Raw genomic sequence first — 12,275 nt, forward strand, 5'->3', positions numbered from 1 at the left:
AGATTTTCTCCTGAAGCGTTTCGGTGAAATATTTGCCGTTGTTGCTGAGTTGATTGTCGGGTGTATGCGGTATGGATAAGAGGACGAAACACGACATTGCGCGGGAAAAAAACGACAGGATTTTTCTAGTACAGGCAGGTGCGGGAAATCGGCGCCACTAGTCGGGAAAAACGCGCCAGCAGCTTGAAAATAGGGTTTCTACACGGCCTCGGCGCGATAGGCCTCGGGTGACAGGCGCGTCCATTTTTTAAACGCCTTGCGAAAGGCGCTGGACTCGGAAAAACCCAAGAGATAGGCGATTTCATCGATGTTGAGATTGCGTGTGTTCAAATAATACTTGGCCAGTTTTTCTCTTACCTGATCGAGCACAGACTGAAAACTGGTGCCTTCATCCTTTAACAAACGTTGGACAGTGCGTGGACTCTTGCACAACACTTTGGAAACCGAATCGAGGCTGGGTTTTTCTTTATCCAGTGTTCGATAGAGCTCTCGGGCAACGAGTCGCTGAAATTCATTGTCCTGGCCCAAGTCCTTCAATACTGCCTGGGCACGATGTTCAAACATTTCGTATAGCGCATGATTGCCAGTCAAAATGTTCTGAGTGAAATCCTGTTCCTCAAAAACCAACATGCTGCGAGATTGATGATAGGCGATGTTAGCGCCGAAGATTGTTTGATATTCCTGCGCTTGAGCGAGTGTGCCGGGCTTGTCTATGACTAATCCGGTATGCAAGGGTTGTATCGATTTTCCCATCAACCATTTCACGGTAGACATGAAGCCGGCCATGTGTGAGATATAGGCGCAATCGGGTACTTCGCATCGAACGTCGGGATGTACCGAAAAGCCTATTTCGATTTTCCCCTGTTTAAGCTCGGCCGACAGCAGCAGCCCTTCGCCATAAATGTGTTGATATTTGCAGAAGCTTTCCAGGGCCTGCCAGGTATTGGGGGCGTTTAATACCAGATAGCCTACCAGACCCATATCGGATGCCTGAAACAGTACACCGTGGTGCAGGCCAAACAAGGGATCATTGGAAAGAATTTCTGCCTCGCGCATTAACGCAAAGCCGATTTCCGAATCGACACGAGTATCCGGGTCGTTGGTAACGGACAAAGGTAAATTGACACGGCTCTTGAGTTTCTCGACATCAATGCCCAGGGCCTGAGCATTTCGAAGTATGGTGATAAGTACGCTATTTGATGCCTTGGCCATGTGCTGGTGCCGTTGAAACAGGTCTTCGTATAGTAGGCGAAAGTTGCAGCGGTTCACAATGGCGCTTTTTCATGAGCGAGTGGCGCTAGATCACGAATGTTAAAATCGCTAGAAATTTAGTCCTTAAAGCGTGCATGCCGTTTTTGCGCGGCGGCGAGCATCATTTCATCGAAATCGGCAGAGAACATCAACGAGGCATTTTTTGCTGCGACAAAGGCCAGGCTTTCGTTCAGGCTGTGATCCAGATTGAAATTAAGCGTACGCTTTATGCCACGAACCGTCGCAGGCGATTTGCTCGCAATGTCGGCAGCTATGTCGAGCGCAGCTTTTATCAGGCTGTCTCGGTCAGGCAAAACACGGTTAACAAGTTTTATCGCCATGGCTTCTTCACCACCGACTTCCCTGCCTGTGTATGCCAGTTCTCGGGTTAGCCCTTCGCCAATGATGCGTGGCAGGCGCTGCAGGCTGCCCAGATCGGCGACGATGGCTAGGTCGACTTCCTTGATTGAAAAGCGTGTATCCACCGAGGCGTAACGCATATCGCAGGCACTGACCAGATTTAGGCCACCGCCTATACAGGCACCTTGTATTGCTGCGATTATTGGTTTGCTGCAATTCTCTGCGGCGTTTACGGTTTGTTGCAGTTCGAGGATGAAAGACAGGCAGGATTGCTGCCTCTCCTCAGGCGTGAGTCCTTCGATTTCCTTTCGTTTGCGAGCCACAATTTCGAAGTCTATACCCGCCGAAAAATGTTTGCCGCGTGCGCTGAGCACACCAACACGGGCCTTGCTCCGGTCTAACCACTCGAATACCCGTTTCAATTCACGCCACATGGTATCGTTTATGGCGTTGGCCTTGTCTGGTCGGTTTAGCTCGATGTGGACAATCTTGTCTGACTCGCTGACGTTCAAGGTTTCGTAATTCATTCCGAGGCTCCTGAAATCGATTCAGAGTGACAGGTTAGCGTTTAATGGCGTTCCGTTTTCATCATTATCCAGATAGCCGGTAGAGTGCCGATGACGAGCACTAGTGCAGCCGGTGCCGCCAGTTCCAGCATTTCCTCGCTGGCTTCGATCCATATACGCACCGGTAGCGTATCAAATCCGGTTGGGCGCAGTAGCAAGGTGGCAGGTAATTCTTTCAGTGTGTCAATAAACACCAATACCCAGGCACTGGCGAGACCACTGCGGATAACGGGCAAAATCACCAAACGCAGATTTTCCAGCGGCGTGGCGCCGAAAACGCGACCGGCTTGTTCCAGTGAAGGTGTGAGTTGTTGCAATGCGGCCTCCTGGGACTGTATCGCCAGGGGTAAAAAGCGTATGACCATAGCCAATACCAGCGCCGCAAGAGTGCCATACAAAAACGGCAATTGTGCAAGTATGAAACTCAATACCCCAAGCGCGACCACCGGGCCAGGCAGTGCGAAACCAACACTCGATAAATGCATGAATGCGGTACTGGTTCGCGTGTGTTTGCGTGAATGAAAAAACGCGATGGGAAATGCGGCGACGAGTGCAATCGTCGCCGCTGTAAACGAGATAACCCCGGAGTTAATTGCGTAGCCCCAAAACTCCGCCCCTAAACTTTCATTAAGCAGTGATTGCCAGGTCCAGCTTAGCATCCAGCCCAGGGGCAGCAGAAAACTGAAGAAACAAATACTGCCCAGCCAGGCCCAAATCATCACGGTTTGTCCAGTCGTGGCCGGTTTAAGTGTGACTTCCAGGCTTTGACGACTGGCGTAATAACGTTGGCGAGTTCTGAAAATGCGCTCGCCGATGAGAAAGGTGAGACTCAGTATGATCAACACCAGGCTCAAACCTGCAGCGCCCTGATAGTCCATGCGCCCGCTCATCTGGGTGTAGATCGCGAGCGTGAAAGTTTGAAAACGCAGCATGCTCACCGCGCCGAAGTCGGATAAAACATGGAGCACGATTACCGCCAAGCCTGCGGCGATAGCGGGTCGTAGGAGTGGAAGGTTGATGCGCCAAAACACTTCCAATCGTCCGGCGCCTTGCAGTCTTGCCGATTCTTCAAGCGTACGTGTCGAGTGGGAGAGTGCCGCCCGTACAAGTAAATAAATATACGAGAAACCGGCTAAAGACAAAATGAATGCAGCGCCGTAGACGTTATAGATATCGGGTGCCTGGCTACCAAATAAAGCCGTCCATGTGGAGCCGATAAATCCATCCCGCGCCGTTGTCGAGGTATAGATATGTGCAAACACATAGGTCGGAATTGTCAACGGCAATAACAACAGCCACTGGGCGAGTGTGCGTCCGGTGAAATCAATGCGCGCCACCAGCCACGCGCTGGACACGCCAAAGACAAAGCTGAAAATCGCCACTAGTGTTGCGAGGCCGAGGGTGTTGCCAAGTAGTTCAGGAAGGCGATTTGTCCACAGTCTTGCCCATTGGGTGCTATCCAATTCTAAACTGCTTTCGATGACAAATAGCAGCGGGACTACTGCCATCACCACGATGGTGGCGGCAATAATCCCAAGTTGCCCCATACGGGGTCCACGATAAACGCTATGGCGGGCAATGCTGTGAGTGGTCAATGTCTCGTTTTACTAATTATGTCTGAGTGTCTTTAAACAACGTTTATGCCGGAGTTGACTATGGTAATCCGGCTGCTTCTATCAGATCGATGGTTTCATCGCGCAGCTTACCAAGTGATTCCATCGGCGTGCTGGCGATGGTGATCGAAGAACGCTTAGGTATCTGCGGTGCTGTGGCAACGTCAGGGCGCACGGGATACTCGTTATTCACTTCGGCAAACATTTGCTGACCTTTATCCGAGATCAGGAAGCGGACGAATTTTTCTGCCAGCGCCTTTTTATTCGTGTGCTTGGTGACCGCAATTCCCGCCACATTCCAGGCGATGCCCATGCCGTCCTGGTCAGGCACAACAATGCGTATCGGTGCATTAGGTTCTTTGTCCAGGTGACGGAAGATATAGTAGTGATTGACCAGACCGACGACCGCTTTCCCGTCGGCGACCTCTTTTACCACGTGGCTGTGCTTGTTGAACTGCTTGCCATTTGAGTTTTCTTTCAGCCCTTTTAGCCAATTGAGAGTCGCGTCTTTGCCTTTTTCCTGCATGTATACGCTGGCACCGGCAATAAAGCTTTCATTAGTGCTGTAGGTGATGCCGATTTTGCCCTTCATTTCCGGTTTGGCCAGATCGAATACAGAGTGTATGTGTTCGGCCTCGGGGCTCTTGGAATTAACGACTAATACCCGCGCACGTGCGGAAAGTCCGATCCAGCTATTGTCGGCGGCGCGGTTGGACTGTGGAATCTGGTTTGCGATTTCGCCAGATACGGGTTGGAATAGTCCAAGTTCGGCACCTTTCTGCAGATTACCGGCATCGTTACTAAGGTAGAGATCCGCCTCGGTGCGTCCGCCTTCGAGTTTGAGTTTGTTTAGCAGCTCGGTGGATTTGCCGGAATGGAGGACGACCTGAATTCCTGTCTCCTTGGTAAAGGCCTCGGCGACGGGCTTGACGAATTTATCGCTCCGACCAGAATAAACGACCAGAGACTCGGCGACGGCATTTTGTCCAAGGATGCTGGCCAAGCCTAATAATATCAATGAATTGAAGCTGCGCTTCATAAGGGATGCTCCTGCAATAAATAACCTAGATGCGAATGATAATGATTCTCATTTCCGTTTTCAAGTCTGTTTTCATCACGGATTTCATGTATGGGGCGAATTTGTTGACTGTGGTAGACTTCCCGCTTTGTCAGAGTCCAGCGGGAACAGTGTCATGCTGTTAATGATTGATAACTACGATTCCTTTACTTACAACCTCGTGCAGTACTTCGGCGAGCTCGGTGCTGATGTGCGAGTGGTGCGCAATGACCAGGTGACTGTCGACGAATGCGCGCAAATGAATCCGGATTTTTTAGTTGTCTCACCAGGGCCGTGTACCCCAAATGAGGCGGGCATATCTGTCGCTGCGATCAAGCATTTTGCCGGAAAAATTCCAGTGCTTGGCGTGTGTCTGGGTCATCAAAGTATAGGCCAGGCCTTTGGTGGCCACATTGTCCACGCCAATGCCATCATGCATGGCAAGACTTCCATGGTTTATCACCAGGACAAAGGCGTTTTTAAGGGGCTGAAGAATCCTCTGGAATGTACGCGTTATCATTCCCTGGTTATAGAGAAAAAGAGTATTCCTGATTGTCTGGAAATTACGGCGTGGACGCAGGACGAAAATGGCGGTGTAGACGAAATCATGGGTGTGCGCCACAAAGAGCTGATGATCGAAGGCGTGCAATTTCATCCGGAGTCCATCCTGTCCGAACAGGGACATGAGATGCTGAAGAATTTTCTGGATATGAAAAAGTAAAAGAGGAATGAGCAATGGACTTACCTGCTGCGATTAAGGCGGTTACAGAACGACGTGATCTGAACGCAGATGAGATGCGTCAGGTAATGAAGACCATCATGACCGGCGAAGCGACTCAGGCGCAAATCGGTGGCTTTTTAATTGGCCTGCGTATGAAAGGTGAAACCGTAGACGAGATTGCCGCCGCGGCAGAGGTGATGCGTGAATTGGCAGCACGAGTGACGGTTACTGGCGATCATCTCGTAGATACCTGTGGTACCGGCGGTGATGGAGCCAATACTTTTAATATTTCCACATGCAGTGCACTTGTTGTGGCTGCTGCGGGTGGCAAGGTTGCCAAGCATGGCAATCGTTCTATTTCCAGTAAATCCGGTAGCGCGGATGTGTTGGAAGCGGCCGGGGTAAATCTCGATCTGACGCCACAGCAAGTTGCCCAATGTATCGATAAAGTCGGCGTCGGTTTTATGTTTGCGCCAAAACACCACGGCGCGATGAAGCATGCAATAGGTCCGCGCAAAGAGATGGGCGTGCGTACGATCTTTAATGTTCTCGGCCCGCTGACGAATCCTGCCGGTGCGCCAAATCAGGTTTTGGGTGTGTTTAGTAAGCAGTGGGTGGAGCCGTTAGCCAATGTATTGGCCAAGTTAGGTAGCAAGCATGTGTTAGTCGTTCATGCCGACGATGGCATGGACGAAATCAGCATCGGCGCAGAAACGACCGTGGCCGAATTAAAGAACGGTGCGGTGACGAAGTATACCATTTCCCCCGAAACCTTTGGTATGAGCAAAGGGGATGTGTCCGCCTTGGCGGTAGATGGTGCGCAAGAGAGCCTGACGATGATTAAGCAAGTGTTAGATAATCAGCCAGGTCCGGCTCGTGACATCGTGGTTCTGAATGCCGGCGCGGCGATTTACGCTGCCGGTTTGACAGACTCACTGGAAAAAGGTGTGGCGACAGCGGCTGAAGTGATCGCCTCTGGTGCCGCTCGCAATAAACTTGATGAACTCGTTTCCACTTCGGCAGAAATGAAATAAAGCTATGTCTAGTACACCTGATATTCTGGTCAAGATTCTCGATCGAAAACGCCAAGAAATTGATGAGCGTTCCTCTCTGATCAGCATGCATGACTTGCGCAACATGCTGGAGCAGTCGACACCGCCGCGCGGTTTCGTCAATGCCATACGCAATAAACTGGACAATGGTCTGGCCGCAGTCATTGCCGAAGTTAAAAAGGCCTCGCCGTCTAAAGGTGTGTTGCGCGAAAACTTTAATCCGCTACAAATTGCACAAAGCTACGAGCGTGGCGGTGCCGCGTGTCTGTCAGTATTGACCGATATCGATTTTTTCCAGGGCAGTGATGAGTATCTTGAAAAGGCACGGGGTGCAGTTTCGATTCCGGTTCTGCGTAAGGATTTTATTATTGATCCGTATCAGGTTTATGAAGCGCGTGCAATCGGCGCTGATTGCATTTTGCTAATTGTAGCGGCCTTGGAAGACGGTCAGATGATAGCTCTATCACGCCTGGCGGAAGATTTAGGCATGGATGTTTTACTTGAAGTGCACGACGAGGAAGAATTGCGACGCGCTCTGCGTTTAAAACTGCCACTCATTGGTATCAACAATCGCAACCTGCGTACATTTGACGTGAGTTTAGACACGACGATTGAGTTATTAAAGATGATTCCCGACGATCGCATCGTAGTGACCGAAAGCGGCATTCTTAAAAAAGCCGACGTGGAATTTATGCACGAACATAATGTGCACGCTTTTTTGGTTGGAGAAGCCTTTATGCGCGCGGAAGATCCGGGCGCAGAGTTGTCTCAATTGTTCTTTTCCTGATCCGACCAAATAAAACAGCGAATTACACTACCGGATCTCCCGCCAGGATGAGATTTTCGGCATGTTGTAAATTTTCCGGGGTGCCGTAAATTACCAGGACATCACCATCCTGTAACTTGATATCGGCGGGCGGTTCGTTAATGACCTCTTCTCCTCGCCTTAGGGCTCTAAGTTTTACGCGGCTTTTTTGCCAGTCAACTTGATCAATGCGCCTGTTAACCGCCTTGGCGCCGGTTGTTATGGTGACGCAATGCAGCCCCTCGCGTAAGACCGGAGCCTCTTCAACATCGTGAGTTTCCTCACCGTGAAACATCTCGTGTAAGGCATGATAATGACCGGCCCGGACTTCCTGTACCTGTTTCCTGATGCGAATTGCTGGGACATCAAGCAAACGTAGCAAGGCAGACGCTAGCATCAGGCTTGCTTCGAGTGTTTCAGGCACTACCTCGGTTGCTCCTGAGTTATAAAGGGTTTTTAGGTTCGAGTCGTCGCGTACGCGGACGAGAATAGGCATTTCAGGGCAATGTTCGCGCGCCTGTTGGATAATTTTTCTGGTGGCGTTCAAGTCGTCGTAGCTAATTAATAACGTTTTGGCTCTTTCCAGACCAGCTGCGATGAGTAATTCGCGATGGGTAGAGTCGCCATAGTTAACCGGTTTTCCCGCCGCACGAGACTGTCGTACTACCTCGGCATCGAGATCAAGCGCAGTGTAGGGAATACTTTCCTGTTCCAGAAAGCGTGCGACGTTTTGGCCTATGCGACCAAAACCACAAATTATCACATGCCCTGACAGGTTTTGAGTTTTCTCGGCGATTTCGGCTTCGACTTTTTCACGCGATGCACCATAGGTTTCGGCGAATAATTTTTTTGCGAGCGGGCCGTTATAGCGAACCAACGTCGGCGTTAAGACCATGCTTATGACGCTGGCAGCCAATACGATCTGTCCGGCGTCGCCAGATATGACATTGTCTGAAATCGCAAGCGCTAACAGGGCAAATCCGAACTCACCACCCTGACACAACACCATCCCGGTGCGGAAAGAAACGCCTTGCTCGGCGTCGACGATCAGTCTGCTGAGTATATACACAACGCTTAGCTTCAGTCCCATAAAGCAGATCAACACCAGCACTACCCAATGTATGACGGCGGGTATCGTATGCAGGTTGAGCAACATCCCAATGGTGATAAAAAAGAGGCCAAGCAATACATCGCGCAGCGGTTTGATTTCCACTTCCACCTGGCTGCGAAATTCGGTTTCGCCAAGCATCATGCCTGCGATAAAAGCGCCTAGCGCTAAAGACAAGCCGGAGTAAGACGTAGCCAGGGCAGCCGCTAGCGCAAACAATAAGACCGTTAGCGTGAACAACTCCGATGAGCGATAGCGCACCATTTCACGAAATAGTGGGCGCAATAACCAGTGACCAACCGCCATCATGGCGATCAGTACGATCACGCCCTTGAGCATAGCCAGTGAGATCTCACCGGCGATCCCATTTTGATCGGGCTGTGACAATGCGGGTATGGCAATCAAAAAAGGTACGACCGCGATGTCCTGAAAAAGCAGGATGGCTACGGCGTAACGCCCATGACGGGAGCTTAGCTCTAGCTGTTCACCCAGAAGTTTTATAACGATGGCGGTAGAGGATAAGGCGAACACGCCACCGATAACAAAGGCACTACCCCCACTTTCCCCCAGACCCCAGGCGATGATCGCGATCAAAGTGGTAGTGATGATGACTTGCGCGCTGCCTAAACCGAGTACCTCGCGACGCATGGCAATAAGTTTTGGTAAGGAAAATTCCAGCCCCAGGGTAAACAACAGAAACACCACGCCAAACTCGGCGAGCAGGCGAATGTTTTCAGAATCTTCGACCCATTCAAGTCCGTGCGGACCGATTAAGACGCCGACGGCTAGATAGGCAAGAACGGAGGGAAACTGAAAACGCTTGAATAAGGCAATTGCCAGAACGGACACGGCGAGTAATGTGACAACTTCCAATAAGGTTTCGTTGTGCATATTTTCAGAATAGTTAGGGTACGGGAGCAGTGTATCACGATGTAAATTGCAAGTAAGTGTGTAGTGAATAGAAGTTACAGAAAGCCGCCCAGTCGTTGGGCGCGCACGACTTTGTTGAATTGCTCAACCCAGTATTGATCAAAGGTCTTTCCACTTTTCGCGTTGATATCCACCACGGCACGCAAGATAGTTTTTCGTCGGGGTTGCTGGGGTTGTGCATGGGTTAGCGCAAAAAAATAGTCACATATAGATAAAATCTTTGCACCGTGACAAATCGCGTCCCCATATATGCCGTCGGGATATCCAGTGCCATCAACACATTCGTGATGCTGGTATATCATCTGGGCGCACCCATTAAGGTCTGGCATCGCCAGGGCCAGTTCGTAACCACGGGTCGTATGCATCTGTAAAAGCTGTGTTTGTTTTTCATTTAGCGCTTCGTTGGAAAAATAGATGTCACTCAAGGATAGCAAGGCAAAATCATGTAAATATACGGCGGCCTCTAATTGGTAAACATCCACCTGATTTTCCGCCATAGCGTTCATACCCAGGGCGAGTGACAGAAGTTTTTCTGTTCGACCATGCCAGTGTGTCTGTCGTGCATCTACAGTCTCAGACAGTATGCGCAAATGGCTGAAAGTCGATTTATCGACATCTGCCCGTGGGATGTCGACTTTGTTGTTGAAGTAAGGCTTGGTTTCAAATAACTCGACACCTGCGTCTTCAGTTTGGTCGGTTTGGAAATCGCCGACCAGTAAATTGAATATTGTTGTTGAAATGGAGTAGAGCTTTTCGTTATCGGTAACATGCGCGAGGGGCGAAATGGCGCGTTGCACCAATTGGATGGTATCGAAGTCCACCCCTCCATCCTGTATGGCCATTTTTATCATGTCTTGCAGTCGTTCGAGGATTGCTATAGTGGCGTGTAACAAGTTCGTGAAATCGGGCGTAATGACTGAAATGCGTTTATACACGCCATTCAAAACATATAGCGGCTCTACGATAGGGGGGATATCTGATGAGCTAGCGATAGCGAACATTTCGTTGAGGTTTATGCGGATCTGATCAATGGCTTTGGTATCCATAACCGTGTTTTGATCCGCATAGGTTTCGATGCGTGCGATGTGTATGTCGAATCGCTCTAATACTTCCTCTAGAAGATATGGATCCTCAAAGATTGGAAGCTTGCTGTTTGAATGACTCATTTTTAGTACTAGTGAACTAACCCATAGGTGTAAATCGACCGTGATTGAAAATACTTCAATCGTACTAGGGGAAATAAGAGGTTTTGTATTCTTGTAGACATGGCAAGAGGGCACAAGGTACCAAACGCAAATTGCTTCCCTGGACTAGCTCCAATAGACTAAGGTGTTGAGGGCAGCTACACGCTGAGACAACACGAGGGATAGATATGGTCGGCAAGAAAAACATCGTTTTTGGTTTTTTATTTCTGGTTATCACCGCATCGCTTGGTCCGTATATGGTTACAAACTATGGGACCTGGACCAAGTCATACACGGATAAGCAAGGCATAGTTGGAAAGCTGCAAGAACTTAAAGCGAATGAATACGAGATGGACCTGGAGCCAGTGGATCCAGGCAAGCATGCCAGACTGAATACGGATAGCATTCTGATATTGAATCAGTTGATCAATGCCGAGACCGAGATTGATATGATCAAGGGTGGTCCTCATGCCCATGGCAATCTGGAGGCCTTGTTAAATATAGCGGTTGGTGTTGTGCTCTGTTTTCTCGCTTGCGGACGATTAATCAAACAAGCCATTAGCTGGATGTTCATACTTGGCACGCTTATGCATTCGGGTCTGTTGTTTTTCGAACGTGTTTTCCAACATGAATGGGCGGGTACATTATTGCAAACAGGTATTGGCCCGGTACTGATTCTACTCGGTTTGCTGTTGACCGGTATCATGGCTGCACTAAGCCTGCAGGAGCAGCCACTGCGCGACTGATGATAGGATTGCTTCAACGTGTTACAGAAGGAAAAGTCGTTGTTGCCGGTGAAACGATAGGCAACATTGGTGTCGGTCTGGTGGTGTTGGTAGGCGTCGAGCGCGGCGACCAACGTCTCCAGGCCGATCGACTCTTGGAGCGTCTGCTATCTTACCGTGTTTTCCCTGATGAACAGGGACGCATGAATCTTAGCGTCAGGGATGTAAACGGGGGGGTGTTATTGGTGCCGCAGTTCACTTTGGCTGCTGATACACGCAAAGGTAACCGACCCGGTTTCTCAACAGCCGCCGAACCGGCGGAAGCAAAAGAGTTGTACGAATACCTGGTGACCATAGCCGCAAGTCGTTATGCACATGTGGCTACTGGACGTTTTGGCGCCGATATGAAGGTTTCACTCACCAACGATGGGCCAGTGACTTTTTGGATACAGGTCACCCCTACTTAAACCTGATGCCGAGGTGACACAATGTCGAAAACATTGATGGATTACGTCAATGCTGCACGGGAAGCGGTTTCACATCTGGGTTGTGATCAGTTGCAGGACTTTCTCGAAACCAAACCTGATCTACTGGTAGTGGATGTGCGCGAGGAGAGTGAGTATGCCGCCGGCCATATTCCCGGTGCGATCCTGGTGCCACGAGGTATATTGGAGGGTGCGGCGGATCTGAACTATGGCAAACGTGATCAGATTCTAAGCGAGGCCCGAAAGCGGCCGATAGTCGTCTATTGCGCAACCGGTGGGCGTAGCGCTATGGCGGCTTTGACCTTGATCGAAATGGGATATGCCGAGGTATACAATCTGGCGGGTGGTTTTGTGAATTGGGAAGCTGACGATTTGCCCGTGGAATCACCATAAAGCGCCAGCCTAAATCTCCTTGTGC

Annotated in this window: 12 protein-coding genes; 6 read left to right on the forward strand and 6 right to left on the reverse strand. The window is 50.0% G+C overall.

Features of this window, described 5'->3' with window-relative positions; translation table 11 throughout:
• Positions 1 to 198: 198 nt before the first annotated feature.
• From OEZ43_03245 to OEZ43_03260, 4 genes are all read right to left on the reverse strand, one after another.
• Positions 199 to 1,212: an AraC family transcriptional regulator gene (locus tag OEZ43_03245; protein ID MDH5544581.1), complete on the reverse strand. Its 1,014-nt coding sequence runs from the start codon at positions 1,210 to 1,212 to the stop codon at positions 199 to 201.
• 116 nt (positions 1,213 to 1,328) lie between these two features.
• Positions 1,329 to 2,138, reverse strand: coding sequence for a crotonase/enoyl-CoA hydratase family protein (locus OEZ43_03250; protein ID MDH5544582.1), 810 nt, complete (start codon positions 2,136 to 2,138; stop codon positions 1,329 to 1,331).
• Positions 2,139 to 2,179: 41 nt separating this feature from the next.
• Positions 2,180 to 3,724 (reverse strand): iron ABC transporter permease, encoded by a 1,545-nt coding sequence (locus tag OEZ43_03255; GenBank protein MDH5544583.1) that lies wholly within the window; start codon positions 3,722 to 3,724, stop codon positions 2,180 to 2,182.
• Positions 3,725 to 3,830: 106 nt separating this feature from the next.
• Entirely contained in the window at positions 3,831 to 4,829 is a 999-nt protein-coding gene (locus OEZ43_03260; protein MDH5544584.1) for an extracellular solute-binding protein, read from the reverse strand.
• 154 nt (positions 4,830 to 4,983) lie between these two features.
• Between OEZ43_03260 and OEZ43_03265 the strand changes: the two genes are divergently transcribed.
• Genes OEZ43_03265 through trpC form a run of 3 tightly spaced genes read left to right on the forward strand, consistent with a single transcriptional unit; the run spans position 4,984 to position 7,407 of the window.
• Entirely contained in the window at positions 4,984 to 5,568 is a 585-nt protein-coding gene (locus tag OEZ43_03265; GenBank protein ID MDH5544585.1) for an aminodeoxychorismate/anthranilate synthase component II, read from the forward strand.
• 14 nt (positions 5,569 to 5,582) lie between these two features.
• The gene (trpD, locus tag OEZ43_03270) at positions 5,583 to 6,602 is read left to right on the forward strand and encodes an anthranilate phosphoribosyltransferase (protein ID MDH5544586.1); all 1,020 of its coding nucleotides are present in this window, start codon (positions 5,583 to 5,585) and stop codon (positions 6,600 to 6,602) included.
• A gap of 4 nt (positions 6,603 to 6,606) precedes the next feature.
• Positions 6,607 to 7,407, forward strand: a complete 801-nt coding sequence (trpC, locus tag OEZ43_03275) for an indole-3-glycerol phosphate synthase TrpC (protein ID MDH5544587.1) — start codon at positions 6,607 to 6,609, stop codon at positions 7,405 to 7,407.
• A 22-nt stretch (positions 7,408 to 7,429) separates the two neighbouring features.
• Here trpC and OEZ43_03280 read toward each other — a convergent pair whose 3' ends face one another.
• Complete coding sequence (locus tag OEZ43_03280) at positions 7,430 to 9,424, reverse strand: monovalent cation:proton antiporter-2 (CPA2) family protein (protein MDH5544588.1); 1,995 nt, start codon at positions 9,422 to 9,424, stop codon at positions 7,430 to 7,432.
• A 74-nt stretch (positions 9,425 to 9,498) separates the two neighbouring features.
• Entirely contained in the window at positions 9,499 to 10,629 is a 1,131-nt protein-coding gene (locus tag OEZ43_03285; GenBank protein MDH5544589.1) for an HD domain-containing protein, read from the reverse strand.
• Between the two features lie 206 nt (positions 10,630 to 10,835).
• Here OEZ43_03285 and OEZ43_03290 point away from each other — a divergent pair, with 206 nt between their 5' ends.
• Genes OEZ43_03290 through OEZ43_03300 form a run of 3 tightly spaced genes read left to right on the forward strand, consistent with a single transcriptional unit; the run spans position 10,836 to position 12,250 of the window.
• Positions 10,836 to 11,393, forward strand: a complete 558-nt coding sequence (locus tag OEZ43_03290) for a hypothetical protein (GenBank protein MDH5544590.1) — start codon at positions 10,836 to 10,838, stop codon at positions 11,391 to 11,393.
• Complete coding sequence (gene dtd, locus OEZ43_03295; GenBank protein MDH5544591.1) at positions 11,393 to 11,839, forward strand: D-aminoacyl-tRNA deacylase; 447 nt, start codon at positions 11,393 to 11,395, stop codon at positions 11,837 to 11,839. The genes OEZ43_03290 and dtd overlap by 1 nt, the downstream gene beginning before the upstream one ends.
• Positions 11,840 to 11,860: 21 nt before the next feature.
• Positions 11,861 to 12,250 (forward strand): rhodanese-like domain-containing protein, encoded by a 390-nt coding sequence (locus OEZ43_03300; protein ID MDH5544592.1) that lies wholly within the window; start codon positions 11,861 to 11,863, stop codon positions 12,248 to 12,250.
• Positions 12,251 to 12,275 lie beyond the last annotated feature (25 nt).

The sequence above is a fragment of the Gammaproteobacteria bacterium genome (genome assembly GCA_029881255.1).
Lineage (GTDB): Bacteria > Pseudomonadota > Gammaproteobacteria > S012-40 > S012-40 > JAOUMY01.

Coding starts and splice junctions, on each gene's coding strand:
- OEZ43_03245 (MDH5544581.1), bottom strand. CDS start 1,212: ATGGCCAAGGCATCAAATAGCGTACTTATCACCATACTTCGAAATGCT.
- OEZ43_03250 (MDH5544582.1), bottom strand. CDS start 2,138: ATGAATTACGAAACCTTGAACGTCAGCGAGTCAGACAAGATTGTCCAC.
- OEZ43_03255 (MDH5544583.1), bottom strand. CDS start 3,724: ATGGGGCAACTTGGGATTATTGCCGCCACCATCGTGGTGATGGCAGTA.
- OEZ43_03260 (MDH5544584.1), bottom strand. CDS start 4,829: ATGAAGCGCAGCTTCAATTCATTGATATTATTAGGCTTGGCCAGCATC.
- OEZ43_03265 (MDH5544585.1), top strand. CDS start 4,984: ATGCTGTTAATGATTGATAACTACGATTCCTTTACTTACAACCTCGTG.
- trpD (MDH5544586.1), top strand. CDS start 5,583: ATGGACTTACCTGCTGCGATTAAGGCGGTTACAGAACGACGTGATCTG.
- trpC (MDH5544587.1), top strand. CDS start 6,607: ATGTCTAGTACACCTGATATTCTGGTCAAGATTCTCGATCGAAAACGC.
- OEZ43_03280 (MDH5544588.1), bottom strand. CDS start 9,424: ATGCACAACGAAACCTTATTGGAAGTTGTCACATTACTCGCCGTGTCC.
- OEZ43_03285 (MDH5544589.1), bottom strand. CDS start 10,629: ATGAGTCATTCAAACAGCAAGCTTCCAATCTTTGAGGATCCATATCTT.
- OEZ43_03290 (MDH5544590.1), top strand. CDS start 10,836: ATGGTCGGCAAGAAAAACATCGTTTTTGGTTTTTTATTTCTGGTTATC.
- dtd (MDH5544591.1), top strand. CDS start 11,393: ATGATAGGATTGCTTCAACGTGTTACAGAAGGAAAAGTCGTTGTTGCC.
- OEZ43_03300 (MDH5544592.1), top strand. CDS start 11,861: ATGTCGAAAACATTGATGGATTACGTCAATGCTGCACGGGAAGCGGTT.